The sequence below is a fragment of the Pseudomonas umsongensis genome (assembly GCF_002236105.1).
GTDB lineage: Bacteria > Pseudomonadota > Gammaproteobacteria > Pseudomonadales > Pseudomonadaceae > Aquipseudomonas > Aquipseudomonas umsongensis.
Window position 1 is genome coordinate 166599 of record NZ_NIWU01000006.1, and the last position, 22129, is coordinate 188727.

General features: G+C 60.4%; 20 protein-coding genes. 13 read left to right on the top strand and 7 right to left on the bottom strand.

Annotated features, from left to right (window positions below; translation table 11 throughout):
• Window positions 1-49 precede the first annotated feature (49 nt).
• Both PSUM_RS25180 and PSUM_RS25185 read left to right on the top strand, forming a co-directional pair.
• Window positions 50-529, top strand: a complete 480-nt coding sequence (locus tag PSUM_RS25180) for an Lrp/AsnC family transcriptional regulator (RefSeq protein WP_007894448.1) — start codon at window positions 50-52, stop codon at window positions 527-529.
• 208 nt (window positions 530-737) lie between these two features.
• A complete protein-coding gene (locus PSUM_RS25185; protein WP_007937369.1) occupies window positions 738-947 on the top strand; it encodes a DUF2788 domain-containing protein in 210 nt (69 codons plus the stop codon).
• Here the strand turns inward: PSUM_RS25185 and PSUM_RS25190 are convergent.
• The 4 genes from PSUM_RS25190 to PSUM_RS25205 form a co-directional block, all read right to left on the bottom strand.
• Window positions 942-1577: a pseudouridine synthase gene (locus tag PSUM_RS25190; RefSeq protein WP_020798729.1), complete on the bottom strand. Its 636-nt coding sequence runs from the start codon at window positions 1575-1577 to the stop codon at window positions 942-944. The two genes, PSUM_RS25185 and PSUM_RS25190, sit on opposite strands and share 6 nt — an antisense overlap.
• A 69-nt stretch (window positions 1578-1646) precedes the next feature.
• Window positions 1647-3146 carry an AMP nucleosidase gene (gene amn / locus PSUM_RS25195; RefSeq protein ID WP_020798730.1) on the bottom strand — a complete coding sequence of 500 codons (1500 nt, stop codon included), beginning with the start codon at window positions 3144-3146 and terminating at the stop codon, window positions 1647-1649.
• Window positions 3147-3302: 156 nt separating this feature from the next.
• The gene (locus tag PSUM_RS25200; protein ID WP_020798731.1) at window positions 3303-4952 is read right to left on the bottom strand and encodes an acyl-CoA dehydrogenase family protein; all 1650 of its coding nucleotides are present in this window, start codon (window positions 4950-4952) and stop codon (window positions 3303-3305) included.
• A 74-nt stretch (window positions 4953-5026) separates the two neighbouring features.
• A complete protein-coding gene (locus tag PSUM_RS25205; RefSeq protein ID WP_083349786.1) occupies window positions 5027-7411 on the bottom strand; it encodes a hybrid sensor histidine kinase/response regulator in 2385 nt (794 codons plus the stop codon).
• 352 nt (window positions 7412-7763) lie between these two features.
• Here PSUM_RS25205 and PSUM_RS25210 point away from each other — a divergent pair, with 352 nt between their 5' ends.
• From PSUM_RS25210 to PSUM_RS25225, 4 genes are all read left to right on the top strand, one after another.
• Window positions 7764-8561 carry a hydroxymethylpyrimidine/phosphomethylpyrimidine kinase gene (locus tag PSUM_RS25210; RefSeq protein ID WP_008052407.1) on the top strand — a complete coding sequence of 266 codons (798 nt, stop codon included), beginning with the start codon at window positions 7764-7766 and terminating at the stop codon, window positions 8559-8561.
• A 30-nt stretch (window positions 8562-8591) separates the two neighbouring features.
• Window positions 8592-9215: a thiamine phosphate synthase gene (gene thiE, locus PSUM_RS25215; protein ID WP_020798735.1), complete on the top strand. Its 624-nt coding sequence runs from the start codon at window positions 8592-8594 to the stop codon at window positions 9213-9215.
• Window positions 9216-9230: 15 nt separating this feature from the next.
• Window positions 9231-10514, top strand: coding sequence for a glutamate-1-semialdehyde 2,1-aminomutase (gene hemL / locus PSUM_RS25220; protein ID WP_020798736.1), 1284 nt, complete (start codon window positions 9231-9233; stop codon window positions 10512-10514).
• 218 nt (window positions 10515-10732) lie between these two features.
• Window positions 10733-11287: a tetratricopeptide repeat protein gene (locus tag PSUM_RS25225; RefSeq protein WP_020798737.1), complete on the top strand. Its 555-nt coding sequence runs from the start codon at window positions 10733-10735 to the stop codon at window positions 11285-11287.
• Window positions 11288-11391: 104 nt separating this feature from the next.
• Here the strand turns inward: PSUM_RS25225 and PSUM_RS25230 are convergent, their stop codons facing one another.
• Window positions 11392-11721 (bottom strand): DUF1820 family protein, encoded by a 330-nt coding sequence (locus PSUM_RS25230; RefSeq protein ID WP_008066015.1) that lies wholly within the window; start codon window positions 11719-11721, stop codon window positions 11392-11394.
• 135 nt (window positions 11722-11856) lie between these two features.
• Here PSUM_RS25230 and miaB point away from each other — a divergent pair, with 135 nt between their 5' ends.
• The 5 genes from miaB to lnt all read left to right on the top strand — a co-directional run bounded on the left by miaB (window position 11857) and on the right by lnt (window position 17242).
• Window positions 11857-13182 (top strand): tRNA (N6-isopentenyl adenosine(37)-C2)-methylthiotransferase MiaB, encoded by a 1326-nt coding sequence (miaB, locus tag PSUM_RS25235; RefSeq protein ID WP_162276370.1) that lies wholly within the window; start codon window positions 11857-11859, stop codon window positions 13180-13182.
• 183 nt (window positions 13183-13365) lie between these two features.
• Window positions 13366-14370, top strand: coding sequence for a PhoH family protein (locus PSUM_RS25240; protein ID WP_020798740.1), 1005 nt, complete (start codon window positions 13366-13368; stop codon window positions 14368-14370).
• Window positions 14363-14857 (top strand): rRNA maturation RNase YbeY, encoded by a 495-nt coding sequence (gene ybeY / locus PSUM_RS25245; protein WP_020798741.1) that lies wholly within the window; start codon window positions 14363-14365, stop codon window positions 14855-14857. Before PSUM_RS25240 ends, ybeY begins: the two co-directional genes overlap by 8 nt.
• 5 nt (window positions 14858-14862) lie before the next feature.
• The gene (locus PSUM_RS25250; protein ID WP_020798742.1) at window positions 14863-15702 is read left to right on the top strand and encodes a CorC family transporter; all 840 of its coding nucleotides are present in this window, start codon (window positions 14863-14865) and stop codon (window positions 15700-15702) included.
• 16 nt (window positions 15703-15718) lie between these two features.
• Window positions 15719-17242, top strand: a complete 1524-nt coding sequence (gene lnt / locus PSUM_RS25255; RefSeq protein WP_033044580.1) for an apolipoprotein N-acyltransferase — start codon at window positions 15719-15721, stop codon at window positions 17240-17242.
• Window positions 17243-17341: 99 nt separating this feature from the next.
• Here lnt and PSUM_RS25260 read toward each other — a convergent pair whose 3' ends face one another.
• Entirely contained in the window at window positions 17342-18103 is a 762-nt protein-coding gene (locus PSUM_RS25260) for a YdcF family protein (RefSeq protein WP_020798744.1), read from the bottom strand.
• Between the two features lie 105 nt (window positions 18104-18208).
• Entirely contained in the window at window positions 18209-18529 is a 321-nt protein-coding gene (locus PSUM_RS25265; RefSeq protein WP_020798745.1) for a hypothetical protein, read from the bottom strand.
• A 282-nt stretch (window positions 18530-18811) separates the two neighbouring features.
• On the opposite strand from PSUM_RS25265, the gene leuS reads away from it, so the two are divergent.
• Both leuS and PSUM_RS25280 read left to right on the top strand, forming a co-directional pair.
• The gene (gene leuS, locus PSUM_RS25275) at window positions 18812-21418 is read left to right on the top strand and encodes a leucine--tRNA ligase (RefSeq protein WP_020798746.1); all 2607 of its coding nucleotides are present in this window, start codon (window positions 18812-18814) and stop codon (window positions 21416-21418) included.
• A gap of 88 nt (window positions 21419-21506) precedes the next feature.
• Window positions 21507-22112 carry an LPS-assembly lipoprotein LptE gene (locus PSUM_RS25280; protein ID WP_020798747.1) on the top strand — a complete coding sequence of 202 codons (606 nt, stop codon included), beginning with the start codon at window positions 21507-21509 and terminating at the stop codon, window positions 22110-22112.
• The last annotated feature ends 17 nt before the right edge of the window (window positions 22113-22129 follow it).

Here is a 22129-nt window from a genome sequence, read left to right on the forward strand (position 1 = left end):
AACCCTGGATAGATAATCTGTCGCAATAGTTATGACAAGGGACCGTTCGATGAGCAAACTTGACCGATATGACCTGAGCATTTTGGCTGAATTGCAGCGCGATGCGCGCATCTCCAATCAGGAGTTGGCCGAACGCATTGGCCTGTCGCCCTCCCCCTGCTCGCGGCGGGTCAAGCAACTGGAAGACGACGGCTACATTACCCGCCAGGTCGCCCTGCTCGACCGTAAGATGCTTGGCCTGAGCCTGACGGCGTATGTGCTCATCGGCATGGATCGGCACACGCCGGAACGATTCGAAAACTTCGAGGCCGCCATTCGCACCTTGCCGCAGGTGCTGGAGTGCAGCCTGGTGACCGGGATGGATGCCGATTATCAACTCAAGGTCGTGGTGCCGGACATGGACCATTACCAGAAATTGCTGCTGGGGCATTTGACGCGAATTGAAGGGGTGACCAGTGTGCGCTCGAGTTTTGTGCTCAATCAGGTTTTAAACAGCACTGAGTTACCGCTCACTCATCTGCGCAGCTGAACTGCTTCTGTAGGAGCTGCCGAAGGCTGCGATCTTTTGATCTTGTTTATTAAAAGCAAAATCAAAAGATCGCAGCCTTCGGCAGCTCCTACGAGAGCAGGTCGGGCGACGAATAGCTGCGACACGCTGCCGCAGGTCAACTCATTGCCAACATCCATTGACGTATACTCGCCGCGCCCTTTTAGCCTCGCCCGCGCGGAGATGTTCAATGGATCCTGCAGTTTTCGAAGAGTGGATGATGACCGGCCTGGTCAGCATCCTGATCATTTTCATGGGTTTCATCGTCTGGGATCTGGCGAAGAAGTCCAAGGCCGGACGGTTTGGCTCGTTTATTCTGTTTTTCGTGCTGGGCCTTGGCGTTGCTGCATTTGTGATCAAGAGCGTGGTCATTGGCCTGATCGAATCCGGCACTTTATAAGCGCGCTGGCACTTCCTTCCACTGGCCCTGATCGAGCCCTTCGATCGTCCAGTCGCCGATCCTGACACGCACCAACCGCAACGTCGGCAACCCGACCGCCGCCGTCATCCGCCGCACCTGCCGATTGCGACCCTCGCGAATCACCAGTTCCAGCCAACTGGTCGGCACACTTTTACGAAAGCGTACCGGCGGGTTACGCGGCCACAACGGCGGCTCATCCAGTTGCCGCGCCTGCGCAGGCAAGGTCATGCCATCGTTCAATTCGACACCGTCACGCAAGCGCTGCAACTGTTCGGCACTCGGCTCGCCTTCAACCTGCACCCAGTAGGTCTTGGCCAGTTTGTGTTTCGGGTCGGCGATGCGTGCCTGGAGCTGGCCGTCGTTGGTCAGCAGCAGTAGACCTTCGCTGTCGCGGTCCAGCCGTCCTGCGGGGTAGATCCCCGGGACATCGATGTAGTCCTTGAGGGTCGCGCGCCCTTCTGCGTCACTGAATTGCGTCAGCACATCGAAGGGTTTGTTGAACAGGATCAGCCTGGGCGCAGCGGGAGGCGCCTTGGCGACACGGCGCGGGGCTGCTGGGGATGGCTTTGCGCCAGGGCGGCGGGAAACAGGACGTTGCACACGGGACATGGTGAAGGAACATCTAACGGTCAGGGCTGCTAATGCTAGTAGCCCGACCGTTAAATGACCATCGCCAAATCAGCGGAACGGCGGCTCGTCGAAGCTGCGCAGTTTGCGCGAGTGCAACGAGTTGAGCTCTGTGCGCAACAAGTCCACGGCTTCGATACCGATTTTCAGGTGCTGGCTGACCGCGCGCTCATAAAAGGCGTTGGCTGAGCCAGGCAACTTGATTTCGCTGTGCAGGGGCTTGTCCGACACACAAAGCAACGTGCCGTAAGGCACCCGCAAGCGATAACCCTGGGCCGCGATCGTACCGCTTTCCATGTCCACTGCCACGGCGCGGGACAAGTTGATCAACGGCCGCTCCTGAGCCCAGCGCAGCTCCCAGTTACGGTCGTCGTAAGTCAGTACGGTGCCGGTACGCAGGCGCTTTTTCAGCTCGTCGCCCTTCTCGCCGGTGATGTTGGCCGCCGCCTGTTGCAGTGCGAGCTGCACTTCGGCCAAGGCCGGAATCGGAATATTTGGCGGCACGACCCGGTCGAGAATGCCGTCACGGCGCATATAGGCGTGGGCCAGCACGTAGTCGCCAATGGTCTGGGACTGACGCAACCCACCGCAGTGGCCGATCATCAGCCAGCAATGCGGACGCAGTACCGCCAGGTGGTCGGTGATGTTCTTGGCGTTGGACGGGCCGACGCCGATATTGACCAGGGTCACGCCGTGGCCATCAGTAGCAATCAGGTGGTAGGCCGGCATCTGGTAGCGATGCCAGACCACACCTGCGGCAATCGCCGAGGCTTCACCGTGATCCATGCTCTTTTCGATGATTACATTACCCGGCAGCACCATGCGCACGAAGCGCGGATCTTTGCGCAGTTGCTCCAGGCCATGGACGATGAACTGGTCGACGTAACGGTGATAGTTGGTCAGCAGGATCCATGGCTGCACATGCCGCCAGTCGCTACCGGTGTAATGCACCAGACGGCGCAGGGAAAAATCCACCCGGGCGGCATCGAACAGCGCCAAGGGCAGCGGATCGGTGTTTTCCCAATCGTACAAGCCGTCGGCAATACCGTCGGTCGCCGCCGACAGGTCGGTGCTCGGGAACACCCGCGCCAGCACGGCGGCGGTGACACCGGAGCCGGCCAACTCATCGCCCTGCTCGACCACGTATGGATAAGGAATGTTCTGCTGGCTGACACCGACCTCCACGGTCACGGTGAAGTCGTGCATCAACGGCACGAGTTGCTCCAGCAGGTATTTACGGAAGGCAGCGGGATGGGTGACGGTGACGCTGTAGGTGCCTGGCAACTGGACCTTGGCGTAGGCCCGCGTGGTCTGCGGGACTTCGCCCTGGCAGTGGTAGGTCAGACGCAGTTCGGGATAACGAAACATTGCCCGCTGTTCGGCGTCCGGCTCGACACGATCCTTGAGATAACGCTTGAGCGCCTGGCTCAGAGCGGTGGTTGCACGATTGTGCAAGAGCGCAAGCCGGTCTACAGCTTGCTCGGCGGTTTGAACGACAATAAAAGCTTCGGTCACGATCAGCATCCTGTGTTCTGACTTGCAGGCCTTCATCTTGCCTGTATCGTCGCTTCACGGGAACAGTGGCGACACAAATGCAGGGAGCGCCGCAGATCCCCTGTGGGAGCGAGCCTGCTCGCGAAGGCGATGGCACATCCAATATCGATGTGGCTGACAGATCGCTTTCGCGAGCAGGCTCGCTCCCACAGTTCAGAAACCTTGCGGAGTCGAACGAGCAACAATCGCTTCCACATTCAACCCACGCGGCAACCCGCCATAAACCCGCCCACCGCCATTCAGGCGACTGGCGATAAACCCATCACTCACCGCCACATTCCCCGCCTCCAGCAACAGCTTCGCCTGTAACCCAAGGGCGATGCCTTCGGTCAACTGCCGGGCACGGTATTGAATATCGTCGGTATCCTTGAAGGCCGACTGCAATTGGGCGATGTGCGCGGCCAGGCGTTTATCGCCATGACCATCACCCAATTCGCTGAACAATGCATCGAGCACGCCCGGTTCCTTGGACAAGGCGCGCAGCACATCAAGGCATTGCACGTTGCCGGAGCCCTCCCAGGTCGAGTTCACCGGAGCCTCGCGATACAGGCGCGGCAAGATGCTGTCTTCCACGTACCCCGCCCCGCCCATGCATTCAGCGGCTTCATTGATCATGGCCGGCGCGCGCTTGCAGATCCAGTACTTGCCCACCGCTGTCACCAGCCGGGCGAACTTGGCTTCCTGTGAGTCGTCCAGATGATCGAGCGCCCGACCCATGCGCAGGCTCAAGGCCAGGGCGGCTTCGCTTTCCAACGCCAGGTCCGCCAGCACGTTCTGCATCAGGGGCTGTTCGCTGAGCAACTTGCCGCCAACCTTGCGGTGGGCGCAGTGGTGGCTGGCCTGGGTCAGCGCCTGGCGCATCAACGAACTTGAGCCGACCATGCAATCGAAACGGGTCATGGCGACCATCTCGATGATCGTCGGCACGCCGCGCCCTTCCTCACCGACCATCCACGCCAAGGCCCCGCGAAACTCCACTTCGCTGGAGGCGTTGGAACAGTTGCCGAGTTTGTTTTTCAGGCGCTGGATGTAGAACTGATTGCGCGTGTCGTCCGGACGATGCCGCGGCAGCAGGAAACAGGTCAGCCCCTTGTCCGTCTGCGCCAGGGTCAGGAAGGCATCGCACATGGGCGCCGAACAGAACCACTTGTGCCCCACCAGTTCGTACGCCTGGCCGGGACCGCTGGCGCCCACCGGATAAGCCTTGGTGGTGTTGGCGCGGACATCGGTGCCGCCCTGCTTCTCGGTCATGGCCATGCCAATCGTGACGCCGGCCTTGTGGGCCATGCCGACATTGCGCGGGTCATATTCCGTGGACAGGATCTTCGGCAGCCATTGATCCGCCAGGTCCGGTTGCAGGCGCAGTGCCGGGACGCTGGCGAAGGTCATGGTCAACGGGCAACCGCTGCCGGCTTCGGCCTGGCTATGCAGGTAGGTCATGGCGGCGCGGGCGACATGCGCACCGGACTGCGGATGCGCCCAGGGCAACGAGGTCAGGCCATGCTCGATCGCTGCGCGCATCAATTCATGATAGGCCGGGTGAAACTCCACCAGGTCGATACGATGTCCATAGCGATCATGACTGCTGAAAATCGGCTTGTTCTGATTGGCCAGGAAACCCGCCGCCATCAACGGTCCGCCGGCGAGCGCGCCGTATGCATCGATCCGCGATTCGGCCCAACCGGCCCCGAAACGCCGCGCCCACTCCTGCAGGGGCAGGTCGATGCGATACAGGTTGGCGCCATCCAGCGAGGGTGGCTGGTTGGTGACTTCGTGGGTTTCGGCGAACTGATGCAGGTTCATGACGGGGCTCCTTTGCTCAGCCAAGGGACTTCAGTTAAGCACCGCCCCTTGGCCGATCAAAGTGTCATATCTGCCTAACTGTCGGCGCTTTCGCCCTGCTCGGAACAGAGCACGCGACGATAAAGCGCGACCTGCAAGTCCTCAAATTTCACCGGCTTGCTCAAATGGTCAATCATCGCGCCGCTCTCGCAGCGCTCCAGCTCAGTCCCCAGGGCGATTATGAATATCGGCACTTGCGCGTAACCGGGCAATGCCCGGATCCGGCAGCACACGGAAACACCGTCGAGCGCTTGCAACTGACAATCGACCAGCACCGCATCGAAGGTTTCGCGCTGCAAAAAATCCAGCGCGGCCAGGCCGCTGTCGGCGGTGCGCACGCGAAACCCGAGCTTGAGCAACATGCCGCGCATCACCAACTGGTTGACGTTGTTGTCATCCACCAGCAATACGCTGCAATCCTGAGGCTGGCGCAGCCGTGGCGATTCACGCGTCGCGATCGGTGTGGCAGGTCGCTGCGGTGTGGCAATGTCAAATTCGACATCAAGCTGGAAACGGCTGCCGCGCCCGGGCTCGGAGCGGTGCGTCAGGCGTCCGCCAAGCAATTCCACCAGTTGCCGGCAGATGGCCAGGCCGACACCCAGGCCGCCGTACTCGCGCGTCATCGAACCATCGAGCTGGAAGAAGCGCTGATACATCGTCGCCTCTCCAAGGTCAGTGAAGCCGATACCGGTGTCGATCACCGCAAAGGACAACGCCAGTCGCTCTGGGTTGACTGGTTTCCCGGTGACCCGCAACGCCAGCCCGCCGACCCGGGTAAACTTGATGGCGTTATCCAGCAGGCACTCCAGGCATTGCGCCAGCTTGGCGCTATCGCCGTCCAAGCGATCCGGCACATCCGGTGCCACGTCGACCTTGAAGTCCAGCGACTTGCTCGCGGCATTGCCGTAGAACTGGGCACGCAATGCCTCCACCACGTTGCGCAAGCTGAAGGTGGTCGCAGAAGCCTTGAGCTTGCCCGCCTGCAGTTCGGTCAGGGTGAGAATGCCATTGACCATGCGCATCATGTCCCGCGCCGATCCGGCGGCCGTTTGCTGATATTGCTCCAGCTCAGGGTCCATCTCGACGGTTTGCATCAGCTCCAGCGATCCGATCACGCCGTTCATGGGCGTACGCAATTCGTGGGTCAGGGTGGCGAGGAATTCGTCCTTGAGCTTGTTGCTGTGTGCCAGCTGCTGGTTGAGCGCCTCAAGTTTTTGCCCGGCGTCGAGCAGGGTTTGCGCCTGCTGCTCGCGCATGGCGTTGATACGGTCGGCCAGGGCCATGGACAGCAGCGCCACTTCGATGGCCGAGCCAATCTGGCTGGAGTACATGGTCAGGAACACATTCGGCAGGTAACCGAGCACCATCAATGTATTGATGATGCCGCCGAGCAGAAACGCCGACCAGGCAATGATGAAATAGCGCGCAACCCGCAACCCGCGCAACCAGGCGAAAATCCCCGCGGCAAAAATCACCACCGTGAAGGTCAGGGCCAGGGTAGTGGCCAGACGCAAGGCCAAGGCATAGCTGGTCATCAGGGACAACCCGACCACCAACGCGCTGAATGCCACCAACGCCAGCAGCAAGCGGTCCATCCAGCGGCTGAGGGTGGCGGTCTGCAGAAAGCTGCGGGCGAACTGGCTACCGAACAATCCGGCACAACCGATGAAAAAAGGCGTCGAAGCGTTGGCCCACCAGGGATTGTCTGGCCAGAAATACTGCACGGCCGCGCCGTTCACCGACAGCTGATACAAGCCAAACGAGGCGATGTAGAAGATGTAGTAGAGATAGCTGGTATCACGCACGCTGAGGTAAATGAACAGGTTGTAGACCAGCATGCCCAGCAATACACCGTAGATCAGCCCCAACACATAGAGGCGCACCGGTTGGTCTTCGAGATAGGCCGTGCTGGACCACAACGTAACTGGCGCCTGGATCGACCCCTGGCTTTGCAGGCGCAAGTACAGGGTTTGCACTTGGTCAGGCGTAAAATCCAACGTGAACAGGTAGTTATTCTGGCGTATTTCACGACTGGCGAACGGCAAGGCGTCGCCGGTTTGCCTGGCCAATTGATAGTTGCCGCTCGCGTCAGGCAGATACAAGTCAAGGTGATCGAGCGGTGGGTAAGCCAACTCCAGCAGCCACGTCCGTTGCGCAGTCGGGTTTGAAGGGCGGTAATGCAGGTCGATTTTCAGCCAGAACACCGAGCGCGAATAGCCGGCATTAAGGGTGGTCTTGTCATGCGCCTTGAAGTTGCCAGCTGCCGCCTGCGCACGAATATCCGCGACAGTCGCCTGACCACCCGCGTCTTCAAACACTTGCAGGGTTCGCCCGAGGGGAAGGCTTCGGGTGAGTTCATTGAACTCAACGGCGTTCGCCAAGAGGGGCAAACACAACACAAACATCAGCAAATAGCGCATTTATGCCCCAGCATGGCCTGTCCGGTCCTGTCAGGAAGCCCCCCATTCCTTTTGAGCAGACGTAAAACCGGTGATACCTGTTATTGGTTTGGATCCACTCTAGCATAGCCGTTGATGGCTAATGAGCACTACCGAAATTTTTCACACAAAGGCTCTAGAACGGTAGTTCCAGCGAAAATTATTGAGATAGAGCGTTTGGTTTGGTCACAAAATCAAAAGATCGCAGCCTTCGGCAGCTCCTACGGTTTTCGCGTCGATCTGAAGACCCTGTAGGAGCTGCCGAAGGCTGCGATCTTTTGACTGTCGCGCGGCGGGCTTCGAAAAAAGATGTTTGGTGGTAAGCTCGCGCACCATGAATATCTACAGCTCTCGCCCCGTTGTCCTCTGTCTCTCCGGCCACGACCCAAGTGGTGGCGCCGGCTTGCAGGCAGATATCGAAGCCTTGCTCGCTCAGGGTTGCCATGCGGCTCCGGCCGTCACCGCCCTGACCGTGCAAGACACCGTCAATGTCACTGACTTTCGCGTGCTCGACCGTGAGTGGGTGTTGGCCCAGGCCAATGCCGTGCTCAACGATTCCGAAGTCGCGGCGGTCAAGCTCGGCATGCTCGGCTCCCTGGAAATGGTCGACACCGTGGTCGAACTGCTTTCGGCGCACCCGCACTTGCCGGTGGTCTGTGACCCGGTACTGCGCGCCGGTGGCGGAGGTCGACTGGGCAAGGACGAAGTCGGCTACGCCATGCGCGAACGCCTGCTGCCGCTCTCGATCATCGCCACCCCCAACCTTCCCGAAGCCCGTATCCTCGCCGAACTGCCTGAAGGCACCGCGGATGAGTGCGCTGAAAAACTCCTGCCGTTCGTCAAACACCTGCTGATCACCGGCGGCCATGGCGACGAAACCGAAATCCACAACCGCCTGTACAGCCGCGACGGCTTGCGCGAAACCTACACCTGTCAACGTTTGCCGGGCAGCTATCACGGCTCGGGTTGCACCTTGGCCAGTGCGCTTGCCGGCCGTCTGGCCCAAGGTGAAAACCTCGCCAGCGCCGTACAGACTGCACTTAACTACACGTGGCGCACCCTGCGCGATGCGGAGCAGTTGGGCAAAGGCCAATTCGTGCCACGCCGCCTGCCACTGGACTTCTGTTCGTAACTCTCTATTAGCTGCGGTGAGGCTTGCTTGATGAAACTACGTGGCCTGTACGCCATTACCGACAGCCAGTTGCTGGCCGGTAAATTTCTTTCGTACGTGGAGGCGGCGCTGGAAGGTGGCGTCACCCTGCTGCAATACCGCGACAAGAGCAGCGATGAGGCCCGTCGTTTGCGTGAAGCCGAAGCCTTGCGCGACCTGTGCGAACGCTACAAGACCCAGTTGATCATCAACGACGACGCCGAGCTGGCGGCCCGCCTGAACGTGGGCGTGCATCTGGGCCAGACCGATGGCCCGCTGTCGCCGACCCGCGCCCTGCTCGGCTCCAAAGCGATCATCGGCTCGACCTGCCACGCGCAGCTTGAATTGGCCGAGCAAGCCGCCAGGGAAGGCGCCAGTTATGTCGCGTTCGGCCGCTTCTTCAATTCCAACACCAAGCCCGGCGCCCCGACCTGCAGTCTCGACCTGCTCGACCAGGCCCGCAGCAAACTGCATCTGCCGATCTGCGCGATCGGCGGCATCACCCTCGACAACGCCGCCCCGCTAGTGGCCCATGGGGTCGATCTGCTCGCCGTGGTACATGGCCTGTTTGGCGCCGAGAGCACGGCTGAAGTGACCCGCCGCGCCCGCGCCTTTAACGAATTACTGAAAATCTGATTTGAGAGCCCGATCATGTCTCGTTCCGAAACCCTGTTTGCCAATGCCCAGAAACACATCCCCGGTGGCGTGAACTCGCCGGTCCGTGCATTCAAGAGCGTTGGCGGCACGCCGTTGTTCTTCAAGCATGCCGAAGGCGCCTACGTCACCGACGAAGACGACAAGCGCTATGTGGACTACGTCGGTTCCTGGGGCCCGATGATCCTGGGCCACAGTCACCCGCAAGTCCTGGATGCCGTGCGCAAGCAGCTTGAACACGGCTTGTCCTACGGCGCGCCGACCGAGATGGAAACCCAGATGGCGGATCTCGTCTGCTCGCTGGTGCCGTCGATGGAAATGGTGCGCATGGTCAGCTCCGGCACCGAAGCGACCATGAGCGCGATCCGCCTGGCCCGTGGCTTTACCGGTCGCGACAGCATCATCAAGTTCGAAGGCTGCTACCACGGCCACTCCGACAGCCTGCTGGTCAAGGCCGGCTCCGGGGCCTTGACCCAAGGCGTGCCGAGCTCGGCGGGTGTACCCGCGGCGTTCGCCAAACACACCCTGACCCTGCCATTCAACGACATTGATGCCGTCGAGGCCATGCTTGCCGAAGTCGGTCAGGACGTGGCGTGCATCATCGTCGAACCGGTCGCCGGCAACATGAACTGCGTGCCGCCGGCCCCAGGATTCCTCGAAGGCCTGCGAACCCTGTGCGACAAGCACGGCGTGGTGCTGATTTTCGACGAGGTGATGACCGGTTTCCGTGTTGCCCTTGGCGGCGCCCAGGCTCACTACGGCGTGACACCGGACCTGACCACCTTCGGCAAAATCATTGGCGGCGGCATGCCGGTCGGTTGCTTTGGCGGCAAGCGTGAAATCATGTCGCGTATCGCCCCGCTGGGGCCGGTATACCAGGCCGGTACATTGTCGGGTAACCCGCTGGCGATGGCGGCGGGCCTGACCACCTTGCGCCTGATCAGCCGTCCGGGCTTCCACGACGAACTGACCGACTACACCACCCGCCTGCTCGACGGTTTGCAAGTGCGTGCCGATGCGGCTGGTATTCCCTTCGTGACCACCCAGGCCGGTGGCATGTTCGGCCTGTACTTCAGCGGTGCCGACGACATTGTGACCTTCGATGACGTGATGGCCAGCGATGCCGCCTTGTTCGGCCGCTTCTTCCACTTGATGCTCGAAGGTGGCGTATACCTGGCGCCAAGCGCTTTCGAAGCCGGCTTCACCTCGATCGCCCACGGCGAAGCCGAGCTGAAACTGACCCTGGATGCCGCCGAGCGCGCCTTTGCTGCACTGAAGTAACGCCTTAGCGCTGACGCTGGCCATTGCCGGCGTCAGCCTTCACTCCTGCCCTTTTTCCTGCTCATCTGCTAATAATCCCTGTTAAGTGGGCGATATATTTCCCGCGCAGCAGAAAAACGAGTAAAGACTTTGTAAGGTTGGCCCTGCTTATTTCATAATGCGCGCTTATTGGATCCCCTCGATGGGTCCGCGCGCCCCTCAGAGGTAAGTCGATTCCCATGAACCGCACCGGCCGCGCCCTTTCACTGGGCTGCCTGTTGCTCCTTCAGCCCCTGCTCGCGCTCGCACAAGCAGGCGGTAACTCGTTGTTAATCCCAGCGATGGGTCGCTGCACCCTCAATACCCAGCCGCAAGACCTGGAACAGGCACTGGCTGCCTGCCAGAAAGCGTCGGATGAAGGGGATGCCCAAGCGCAATACGAGTTGGGTGAGTTCTACTACGATGGGAATAACGCGCCACGCGATCTCAATAAAGCCCTGAATTACTTCGAAAAAGCCTCGCTGCAAGGCCATGCGCAGGCCCAATTCAAACTCGGCACCATGTTCTTTCACGGCGAGGGCGTACCGGCCAATAATATTCAGGCGTACATCGTACTGAAGATGGCGGCGGTCAACGGTGCGGAAGAAGCCTTGGACACGGCCGACGAAGTCGCCGAGAAGATGCCGCGCCAGGAACTGGAAGTCGCCACTCAGGTGCTGGGGCAAATCTTCCGTAAATACCTGATGGAATTGCAGAGTGCCGATGGGCGGACGCCGTTCGCGCCGCTTCCCTGACTTCAGTATTGATCTGACGGCCCCTTCGCGAGCAGGCTCGCTCCCACAGTTGATCTATTGTGGGAGCGAGCCTGCTCGCGAATGAGGCGACTCGGTCTTGAAGACTACTTCTCAGGCATCGGCACCGGAAACGGCATCACATTGCCGACCGTGCCGCGGGCTTCGCTGATTTTCGGTGTACCCAGGCGCTCGACCTCGTCGATGCGCACGATCGAATGCATTGGCACGAAACTGCGCACGACCCCTTCGAACTGGGCCTTGAGCTTCTCCTCGCTCGGGTCTACGACTACCTGTGTGCGCTCGCCAAAGACGAACTCTTCCACTTCCAGGAAGCCCCACAGATCGCTTTGATAGATCTGCTTGGCGTACATTTCGAACACCTGGCCCTGATTGAGGAAAATCACCTTGTAGATTGGAGCTTCACGTTTGGTCATGGTGGGCGAGCAACACATCGGGGGATAAAAATGAGGGCGCGAACTATAGCATAGCCGCCGGACGCGCAGCGGTAGGAACCTGAGTACATGTTCCCTATAATGCGCGGTTCTTTGAATCACGTGATGACTCTATCCATGGCCAAGAAGCTTTACATCGAAACCCACGGTTGCCAGATGAACGAGTACGACAGCTCGCGCATGGTCGATCTGTTGGGCGAACACCAGGCCCTGGAAGTCACGGCGCGCGCTGAAGACGCCGACGTGATCCTGCTCAACACCTGCTCGATCCGCGAGCGCGCCCAGGACCGTGTCTATTCCCAACTGGGCCGCTGGCGCGAGCTGAAGCTGGCCAACCCGGACATGGTAATCGCCGTCGGCGGTTGCGTAGCCAGCCAGGAAGGCGCCGCCATTCGCGACCGTGCGCCCTATGTCGACGTGGTATTCGGCCCGCAGACCTTGCACCGCCTGCCGGAAATGATCGACGCCGCGCGCATCACCAAGCTGCCGCAAGTCGACGTCTCGTTCCCCGAAATCGAAAAATTCGATCACTTGCCCGAGCCACGCATCGACGGCCCGAGCGCCTACGTGTCGGTGATGGAGGGTTGCAGCAAATACTGCACGTTCTGCGTGGTGCCCTACACCCGCGGTGAAGAAGTGAGCCGCCCGTTCGACGACGTGATTGCCGAAATCATTCACCTGGCCGAACACGGCGTGCGCGAAGTGACGCTGCTGGGGCAGAACGTCAACGGCTATCGCGGCAAGACCCATGACGGTCGCCTGGCGGATCTGGCCGAACTGATCCGCGTGGTCGCCGCAGTCGATGGCATCGACCGCATCCGCTACACCACCTCGCACCCGCTGGAATTCTCCGACAGCCTGATCCAGGCCCACGCCGAAGTACCGGAGCTGGTGAAACACCTGCACCTGCCGGTGCAATCGGGTTCGGACCGCATCCTCGCGGCGATGAAACGCAACCACACGGCGCTGGAATACAAATCCAAACTGCGCAAGTTGCGCGCTGCCGTGCCGGGCATCTGCATCAGTTCGGACTTCATCGTTGGTTTCCCCGGCGAAACCGAGAAAGACTTCGAACAAACCATGAAGCTGATTCAGGACGTCGGTTTCGACTTCTCCTATTCGTTCGTCTACAGCCAGCGCCCGGGCACTCCGGCCGCCGACCTGGTCGATGAAACCCCGGAAGATCTGAAAAAAGAGCGCTTGAACGCCCTGCAACATCGCCTGAACCAGCAGGGCTTTGAAATCAGCCGACAAATGGTCGGTACGACTCAGCGGATTCTTGTAACCGATTACTCCAAGAAAGACCCTGGCGAGCTGCAAGGGCGAACCGAGAATAACCGTATCGTCAACTTCCGCTGCGACAATCCGACCCTGATCGGCCAGTTTGCCGATGTGCACATCGACGCCGCACAGCCGCACTCGCTGCGGGGCTCGTTGATGTAGGAGCCGGCTTGCTGGCGATGAACGATAACGCGGTGCGCCTGATGTACCGTGGCGCCCCTATCGCCAGCAAGCCAGCTCCTACAGGGCGGTGTTTTGCGTTGCGATATTTAAGAGCTTTCGCACCCGCGCCACTGGCGCTATCCTTGAATCATCCCAATTGCCCCAGGGCGGCTAAATACGACCTTGAACGCACCCATCGAACCACATCGTTTCATCCTCGAGCCTTTCGAGGCCCGCCGCTTTGCCAATCTGTGCGGGCAGTTCGACGAGCACCTGCGCTTGATAGAACAGCGCCTGACTATCGAGATCCGCAACCGCGGAAACCAGTTCGAACTGATCGGCGAGCGTAAGCACACCACCTCCGCGGAAAACCTGCTGCGCCGCCTGTACCGGGAAACCAAGGGTACCGAGTTGTCGCCGGACATGGTTCACCTGTTCCTGCAGGAATCGGCCGTCGAAGAGCTGGACAACCATTCGCCTGCCGATGCCTCCGTCGCCCTGCGCACCAAGAAAGGCATGATTCGCCCTCGCGGCTTGAATCAAGTGCGCTACGTGAAGGAAATCCTTGGCAACGACATCAACTTCGGCATCGGCCCGGCCGGTACCGGCAAGACCTACCTGGCCGTCGCCTGCGCAGTGGATGCCCTGGAGCGTGAACAGATCCGGCGTATCCTGCTGGTGCGCCCGGCGGTCGAAGCCGGTGAAAAGCTCGGCTTCCTGCCCGGTGACTTGTCGCAGAAAATCGACCCGTATTTGCGCCCGCTTTATGACGCGCTCTACGAAATGCTCGGTTTCGAACACGTCGCCAAGCTGATCGAGCGCCAGGTGATCGAAGTGGCCCCACTGGCGTACATGCGCGGCCGTACGCTGAACAACAGCTTCATCATCCTCGACGAAAGCCAGAACACCACGGTCGAACAGATGAAAATGTTCCTGACCCGGATCGGTTTCGGCTCCACCGCCGTCATCACCGGTGACATCACCCAGGTCGACCTGCCTAAAGGCACCAAGTCCGGGCTGCACCACGTGATCGAAGTGCTTAAGGATGTTCCGGGTATCAGCTTTACCCATTTCATGCCCAAGGACGTCGTGCGTCACCCGCTGGTGCAGCGCATTGTCGAGGCCTACGAGCGTTTCGAAAATCGTGCCATCGATGAAACGCCAAAGGACAGCCGACGCGATGCTTGAGCTTGATCTGCAAATTGCGACTCAAGCGCCCGCCCCCAGCGAAGCCGAGTTCCGCCAATGGTGCGAACTGGCCTTGCGCCAGCGCAGCGCCGACTCCGAGATGACCATTCGCCTGGTCGACGAAGCCGAAGGCCGCGAACTGAATAACACCTGGCGACAAAAGGATTACGCCACCAACGTCCTGTCGTTTCCTGCCGATGTGCCGGACGAGTTCCTCGACATCCCGCTGCTGGGCGACCTGGTGATCTGCGTGGCCGTGGTCGAGCGAGAAGCCGTCGAGCAGGGCAAGGAGCTTAAGGCCCATTGGGCGCACTTGGTGATTCACGGCTGCTTGCATCTGCTGGGTTACGACCATATAGATGACGACGAAGCCGAAGAGATGGAAGCACTGGAACGAACGTTGCTTGCAGAACTGGGCTATCGCGATCCGTACGCGGACGACGAAACCGATTTATCCCCTACCGAAACAACAAAGGATTCAGAGTAATCGCTATGAGCGAAGATCGATCGAGCAACGGGCAGAAGTCTTGGCTGGGTAAGCTCACCCAGGCTTTTGCCCACGAGCCGAAGAACCGCCAGGAGCTGCTGGAGCTGCTGCGCGATGCACATCAGAACAAACTGCTGGACAGCGAAGCGCTGGCCATCGTCGAAGGCGCTATCCAGGTTGCCGACCTGCAAGTACGGGACATCATGGTCCCGCGCTCACAGATGATCAGCATCAAGGCGACCCAGACACCCCGCGAGTTCCTGCCTGCCGTGGTCGATTCGGCCCACTCCCGCTACCCGGTGATCGGCGAAAGCCACGATGACGTGATGGGCGTGCTGCTGGCCAAGGACTTGCTGCCGTTGATCCTCAGGGAGAACGGCGACAGCTTCAACATCAAGGACCTGCTGCGCCCGGCTACCTTCGTGCCGGAATCCAAACGCCTGAACGTGTTGTTGCGTGAGTTCCGCGCCAACCACAACCACATGGCCATCGTCATTGACGAATACGGCGGCGTGGCAGGCCTGGTGACCATCGAAGACGTGTTGGAACAGATCGTCGGCGACATCGAAGACGAACACGACGTCGAAGAAGACAGCTACATCAAGCCACTGCCCAGCGGCGACTTCCTGATCAAGGCCCTGACGCCGATCGAGAACTTCAATGAGTTCTTCGACAGCGAATTTTCCGACGATGAGTTCGACACCGTGGGTGGCCTGGTGATGAGCGCGTTCGGGCACCTGCCAAAACGCAACGAAATCACCGAAATCGGCGCCTATCGCTTTCGCATCCTGAACGCCGACAGTCGGCGGATTCATTTGCTGCGACTGACACCTATCGCCCGGTAAAAACCTAAGGATTGAAATGCGCTGGACAACCCGCCCCGGCTGGCCCGGTAACCTGCTGGCCGTGGCGGCCGGTGCAATCACCACCCTGGCCCTGGCGCCGTTCGATATCTGGCCACTGGCACTGCTGGCGGTCGGGCTTTTCTATGCCGGCTTGCGTGAACTGAATCCCCGGCAGGCCTTGGGCCGTGGATGGTGTTTCGGCTTCGGCCTGTTTGGCGCCGGTACCAGTTGGATCTATTACAGCATTCATCACTTCGGTGGTGCATCGGTGCTGCTGGCCGGCTTCCTGATGTTGATCTTCACCGCGGCGATTGCCTGGTTCTTCGCCCTGCCTGCCTGGATTTGGGCGCGCTGGCTGCGACGCAACGAAGCACCGCTGGCGGACAGCTTGGCATTTGCGGCGCTGTGGGTCGGCCAGGAAGCATTTCGAGGCTGGTTCCTGACCGGATTCCCATGGCTCTACTCCGGCTACAGCCAGCTTGACGGCCCGCTGTCCGGCCTCGCGCCTGTCGGCGGGATGTGGCTGATATCCTTTACCTTGGCCCTGACGGCCGCCTTGATCTACAACGCCATGCGCCTGGTGCGCACCGGACGCAAAGGTTTCATCGCCGTGGGCATTGCGCTGCTCGCTGGCCCATGGGTGGCCGGCATGGCGCTCAAGCAATACGCCTGGACCAGCCCATCAGGCGCGCCACTGAGTGTCGCGGCGCTTCAGGGCAACATCGAACAGAGCATGAAGTGGGACCCGGCGCAGCTCAACGCGCAATTGGAACTGTACCGCGACATGAGCTTCAGCTCGAAACGGGTCGACTTGCTGATCTGGCCGGAAACCGCAATCCCGGTGCTCAAGGAGTCTGCCCATGGCTACCTGGACATGATGGGCAAATTCGCCGCCGAACGGGATTCGGCCATGATCACCGGCGTGCCGATCCGCGAAATGGTCCATCACGAAAAACGCTTTTACAACGGCATTACCGTGGTCGGCGAAGGCGATGGCACCTACCTCAAGCAGAAGCTGGTGCCGTTTGGCGAGTACGTGCCTTTGCAGGATGTGCTGCGTGGCCTGATCGCGTTCTTCGACCTGCCCATGTCGGACTTTGCCCGCGGCCCTTCCGACCAGGCCATGCTGCAGGCCAAGGGGTACCAGATTGCGCCGTTTATCTGCTACGAGGTGGTGTATCCAGAGTTCGCCGCCGGCCTTGCCGCGCAAAGCGACCTGCTGCTGACCATCAGCAACGATACCTGGTTCGGCACGTCCATCGGCCCGCTGCAGCACTTGCAGATGGCGCAAATGCGCGCGCTCGAGGCCGGCCGCTGGATGATCCGCGCCACTAACAATGGCGTGACCGGCCTGATCAACCCGTTCGGCCAGATCACCACGCAGATCCCGCAGTTCGAACGCGGCATCCTGTACGGCGAAGTGGTGCCCATGCACAACCTCACACCGTACCTGCAATGGCGTTCATGGCCGCTGATCATTGTGTGTGTGCTGTTGTTTGGCTGGGCGTTGATTGCCAGCCGGATGGCCAAGACCGTCTGAATATTTGTGGCGCCTGCAAAAGATCGCAGCCTGCGGCAGCTCCTACAGGGGATTGCATTCCAAATGTAGGAGCTGCCGAAGGCTGCGATCCTTTGATCTTCAGCGGTAGAACAACCAATACCCGACCTGCCCCGCAGCCTCATTCAACAACTGCCCACTGCGCCAGATCGCCTTGAACTCCGGCATCCATCCGCCCAGGGGCTCGGCGTTGTCCACGCTCAAGAATCCCACTGGCGCCGGCACCACTTCAAACCCGGCCTTCTGAAAACTCCAGACCGCTCGCGGCATGTGCCAGGCCTGGGTAACCACCACCACGCGCTTGATGCCTTCAGGCAACAAGACCTCGGCGCTGAACGTAGCATTCTCCCAGGTGGTGCGACTTCGCCCTTCCTGCCAACGCACCGCCACGCCAAAATCATCGTGCAATGAGTCCGCCATCAGCTTGGCCTCGGTGGGCGGCGTGCCATAGTGCAATCCGCCACTGGTCAGGATCGGCAAGCCCGAAGCCTTTGCCAAGCGAGCGGCATAGCGCTCTCGCTCAAGTGCCACCCCGGTGGGTTGATCACTGCCCCACGCCAGGTCGCCCCGCTCCCGCCCGGCGCCCAGCACTACGATCGCATCGGCGCGCTGGGCCAACGTTGCCCATTCGTCGCGTGCCAAGGGTGCCTCACGCTCAAGAAGCCCGGCGCCCCACTGCACCATGACTGGCAGGCTCATCAACCAGAAACCACCCACGCCCAGGGCGAAGCACCCAGCGGCAAGTCGCGGTCTTGAGCGGCGCCACCACCAGGCGAGCACCAGCAACAGGATAAGAACGCCGGGCGGCATCAGAAGGTGTTTGACGAAATAGCGAAAAGGCATCGGGCATCTCCTTAAAGATGCCCGAAGCCTAAGTGGGTTGACGCAATGCGACAATAAATACGCAAGGACTATGCTTCAAAATACCGTGGAGCATGGCTCTATGCCTTATTTGCACTGCAGGGACCGGACCTTTACCGCGTCTCTGCCAGCTACTTTGTCCTTGAGCCAGATAATTTTGGCTGTGCGTGGTGCGTCGAGTTGCTTCACTGCCTCAGACAAGCATCCGTGTGTCTCACGCTCACTGCGATCGAGGTACGCCTTGACCAATGCAAACTCTGCGGGGCTCAGGCCACGCAACTCCAGCTCCAGTGGACGCTCATCACGCAACCGGCCAGCGGTTTTCGCCGCATCCAGGGCCATTCCAAGACGGTCAATCAGTCTTTCGTACAGCTCCGGTTTTGTAACTTTTTGCCGTGACTCAACCATCCCTCACCTCATTGGAAGATAAGAACTACTCCCCAGTTAGAGCTTAGCTTCCATCGACAAACCGGCTGGACGCCGCGACCAACGGCCCTCGCAGCGGTTTTCACGAGACGCGCGGCAGTAATCAGGGTTTCCCTCGATAGAGTGCGGTCATGTATGCTACGGCGCTTCCTGTAACTCCACTTCCAGCTCCTCTGGGCAACGAAAAACGCCAAATTGGCGTGATCACCGTCCAGCGTCGCATTGAAGAGGATTAGGCCACCCCTATTCAGTTCAAAAGTAGCCATGCACGAACAATATCAGCCCCGTGAAATCGAAGCCGCCGCCCAGTCATTCTGGGATGAGCAAAAGTCCTTTGAAGTCAGTGAACAGCCAGGCAAGGAGACTTACTACTGCCTGTCGATGTTCCCTTACCCCAGCGGCAAGCTACACATGGGGCACGTGCGCAACTACACCATCGGCGACGTGATCTCCCGCTACCAGCGCATGCAAGGCAAGAACGTCCTGCAACCCATGGGTTGGGACGCCTTTGGCATGCCGGCGGAAAACGCCGCGATGAAGAACAACGTAGCGCCCGCCAAGTGGACCTACGAAAACATCGCCTACATGAAAAGCCAGTTGCGCAGCCTGGGCCTGGCGGTGGACTGGTCGCGCGAAGTGACCACCTGCAAGCCCGATTACTACCGCTGGGAACAATGGCTGTTCACTCGCCTGTTCGAAAAAGGCGTGATCTACAAAAAAAGCGGCACCGTTAACTGGGACCCGGTCGACCAGACCGTCCTGGCCAACGAGCAAGTGATCGACGGCCGCGGCTGGCGTTCCGGCGCGCTGATCGAAAAGCGCGAAATCCCGATGTACTACTTCAAGATCACCGCCTACGCGGATGAGCTGCTGGAGAGCCTCGACGAACTGACTGGCTGGCCTGAGCAGGTCAAGACCATGCAGCGCAACTGGATCGGCAAATCCCGCGGCATGGAAGTGCAGTTCCCGTACAACGTCGACTCCATCGGCGAAGCCGGCACCCTGAAAGTCTTCACTACGCGTCCGGACACCCTCATGGGTGCGACCTACGTTGCCGTGGCCGCCGAGCACCACCTGGCCACCCTGGCCGCGCAAAACAACCCCGAGCTGCAAGCGTTCATTGCTGAATGCAAGGGTGGCAGCGTTGCTGAAGCCGACGTTGCGACCCAAGAGAAAAAAGGCCTGCCAACCGGCCTGTTCGTCGAGCACCCGTTGACCGGCGAAAAACTGCCAGTATGGGTCGCCAACTATGTGCTGATGCATTACGGCGACGGCGCAGTCATGGCGGTTCCGGCGCACGACGAACGCGATTTCGAGTTCGCCCACAAGTACAACCTGCCGGTCAAATCCGTGGTTCGTACAAGTGCAGGCGACACCAACCCTGCCCCGTGGCAAGACGCCTACGGCGAGCACGGCACGCTGATCAACTCCGGCGAGTTCGACGGCCTCGACTTCGTCGGCGCCTTCGACGCCATCGAAGTCGCACTGATCAAGAAAGAACTCGGCGCTTCGCGCACCCAGTTCCGCCTGCGCGACTGGGGCATCAGCCGTCAGCGTTACTGGGGCTGCCCGATCCCGATCATCCACTGCACTACTTGCGGTGACGTGCCGGTGCCGGAAGATCAATTGCCCGTCGTACTGCCGGAAGACGTCGTTCCCGATGGCGCCGGTTCGCCACTGGCGCGCATGCCCGAGTTCTACGAGTGCAGCTGCCCGAAATGCGGCCAGCCTGCCAAGCGTGAAACCGACACCATGGACACCTTCGTCGAGTCCTCGTGGTACTACGCCCGCTACGCCTCGCCGCACTTCGAGGGTGGCCTGGTAGAAAAATCCGCAGCCGACCACTGGTTGCCGGTGGATCAGTACATCGGCGGCATCGAACACGCGATCCTGCACCTGCTTTACGCGCGCTTCTTCCACAAACTGATGCGCGACGAAGGCCTGGTCAGTTCCAACGAGCCGTTCAAGAACCTGCTGACCCAGGGCATGGTGATCGCCGAGACCTACTACCGTCGTGAAGCCAACGGCGCCTACACCTGGTTCAACCCGGCGGACGTCGAGCTCGAGCGCGACAGCAAGGCCAAAGTCATCAGCGCCAAGCTGATCGCCGACGGCCTGCCGGTGGAAATCGGTGGCACCGAGAAGATGGCCAAGTCGAAGAACAACGGTGTTGACCCACAGTCGATGATCGACCAGTTCGGCGCCGACACCTGCCGCCTGTTCATGATGTTCGCCTCGCCGCCTGACATGAGCGCGGAATGGTCCGATTCCGGGGTAGAAGGTTCACACCGCTTCCTCAAGCGCGTCTGGCGCCTGGCCCAAGCGCACGTCACCCAGGGCCTGCCGGGCCAGCTGGACGTTGCCGGCCTCAACGACGAGCAAAAAGCCATTCGTCGTTCGATCCACCAGGCGATCAAGCAGGCCAGCCACGACGTCGGCCAGAACCATAAGTTCAACACCGCCATCGCCCAGGTGATGACGCTGATGAACGTGCTGGAAAAAGCCGCACAAGGCACCGAGCAGGATCGCGCGCTGGTTCAGGAAGGCCTGGAAACCGTGACCCTGCTGCTGGCACCGATCACGCCGCACATCTGCCACGAGCTGTGGCATCGCCTGGGTCACGCCGATCCGGTGATCGATGCCGGCTGGCCCGTGCTGGACGAGAGCGCGCTGGTGCAAGACAGCCTGACGCTGGTTATCCAGGTGAACGGCAAGCTGCGCGGCCAGATCGAAATGCCGGCCAGCGCCACTCGCGAAGAAGTCGAAGCCGCCGCACGGGCCAACGAAAACGTGCTGCGTTTCGTCGATGGTCTGACCATTCGCAAAGTGATCGTGGTGCCCGGAAAACTGGTCAACATCGTCGCCAGCTAATTGGATCAGGCGCCTGGCCGTGCCGGGCGCCGAACAAAACCTTACGGGCCGCTCGATTGGCCCACATGGTTTCAAGGGGAGCAACACAATGATCAAACGCAACTTGCTGGTGATAGGGCTCGCGGTCCTGTTGAGCGCCTGCGGCTTCCAGCTGCGCGGCACCGGCACCACCGACCTGGCACTCAAGGAACTTGACCTGAGCGCCCGCGACGCCTACGGCGATACCGTGACGCAACTGCGCCAGATGCTGGTGAGCAGCGGCGTCAAGGTCTACAACGGCGCCCCTTACAAACTCATCCTGACCGACCAGCAGGAATCCCAGCGCATCCTCAGCTACGCTGGCGCCGGTCGTACGGGCGAATATCAACTGAGCACGGTGCTCAGCTATGACATTCGCGGCCAGGGCAACCTGCCCCTGCTCAACGACAAGCTCGAAGTGCAGAAGGTGTTCATCCATGACGGCAACAACCTGGTAGGTTCCGACCAGGAAGCCGCCGACGCTCGCAAGGAAATGCGTCGCGAGCTGGTTCAACGCATGATGTTGCGCCTGCAGCAATTTACCCCGGCCCAGCTGGACCAGTTGCAGCAGACTGCCGAAGCCAAGGCCAAGGCGGAAGCCGCGGCACTGGAAGCGGCTCAGAAGGCTGAGGCGAACACGCCGCGTCAGTCGCCCATCGACCTGCCTCGGCAGTAAGACTTACGGGGCGCTGA

Bases quoted from the DNA above. Each gene is read 5' to 3' on its own strand.
- miaB (WP_162276370.1), top strand. From the start codon at position 11,857: ATGGCCAAGAAGCTTTACATCGAAACCCACGGTTGCCAGATGAACGAG.
- PSUM_RS25230 (WP_008066015.1), bottom strand. From the start codon at position 11,721: ATGACCAAACGTGAAGCTCCAATCTACAAGGTGATTTTCCTCAATCAG.
- PSUM_RS25190 (WP_020798729.1), bottom strand. From the start codon at position 1,577: ATGTCCCGTGTGCAACGTCCTGTTTCCCGCCGCCCTGGCGCAAAGCCA.
- PSUM_RS25185 (WP_007937369.1), top strand. From the start codon at position 738: ATGGATCCTGCAGTTTTCGAAGAGTGGATGATGACCGGCCTGGTCAGC.
- PSUM_RS25225 (WP_020798737.1), top strand. From the start codon at position 10,733: ATGAACCGCACCGGCCGCGCCCTTTCACTGGGCTGCCTGTTGCTCCTT.
- ybeY (WP_020798741.1), top strand. From the start codon at position 14,363: ATGCTTGAGCTTGATCTGCAAATTGCGACTCAAGCGCCCGCCCCCAGC.
- PSUM_RS25260 (WP_020798744.1), bottom strand. From the start codon at position 18,103: ATGCCTTTTCGCTATTTCGTCAAACACCTTCTGATGCCGCCCGGCGTT.
- PSUM_RS25205 (WP_083349786.1), bottom strand. From the start codon at position 7,411: ATGCGCTATTTGCTGATGTTTGTGTTGTGTTTGCCCCTCTTGGCGAAC.
- PSUM_RS25210 (WP_008052407.1), top strand. From the start codon at position 7,764: ATGAATATCTACAGCTCTCGCCCCGTTGTCCTCTGTCTCTCCGGCCAC.
- PSUM_RS25280 (WP_020798747.1), top strand. From the start codon at position 21,507: ATGATCAAACGCAACTTGCTGGTGATAGGGCTCGCGGTCCTGTTGAGC.
- PSUM_RS25250 (WP_020798742.1), top strand. From the start codon at position 14,863: ATGAGCGAAGATCGATCGAGCAACGGGCAGAAGTCTTGGCTGGGTAAG.
- leuS (WP_020798746.1), top strand. From the start codon at position 18,812: ATGCACGAACAATATCAGCCCCGTGAAATCGAAGCCGCCGCCCAGTCA.
- PSUM_RS25180 (WP_007894448.1), top strand. From the start codon at position 50: ATGAGCAAACTTGACCGATATGACCTGAGCATTTTGGCTGAATTGCAG.
- thiE (WP_020798735.1), top strand. From the start codon at position 8,592: ATGAAACTACGTGGCCTGTACGCCATTACCGACAGCCAGTTGCTGGCC.
- lnt (WP_033044580.1), top strand. From the start codon at position 15,719: ATGCGCTGGACAACCCGCCCCGGCTGGCCCGGTAACCTGCTGGCCGTG.
- PSUM_RS25265 (WP_020798745.1), bottom strand. From the start codon at position 18,529: ATGGTTGAGTCACGGCAAAAAGTTACAAAACCGGAGCTGTACGAAAGA.
- hemL (WP_020798736.1), top strand. From the start codon at position 9,231: ATGTCTCGTTCCGAAACCCTGTTTGCCAATGCCCAGAAACACATCCCC.
- amn (WP_020798730.1), bottom strand. From the start codon at position 3,146: ATGAAGGCCTGCAAGTCAGAACACAGGATGCTGATCGTGACCGAAGCT.
- PSUM_RS25200 (WP_020798731.1), bottom strand. From the start codon at position 4,952: ATGAACCTGCATCAGTTCGCCGAAACCCACGAAGTCACCAACCAGCCA.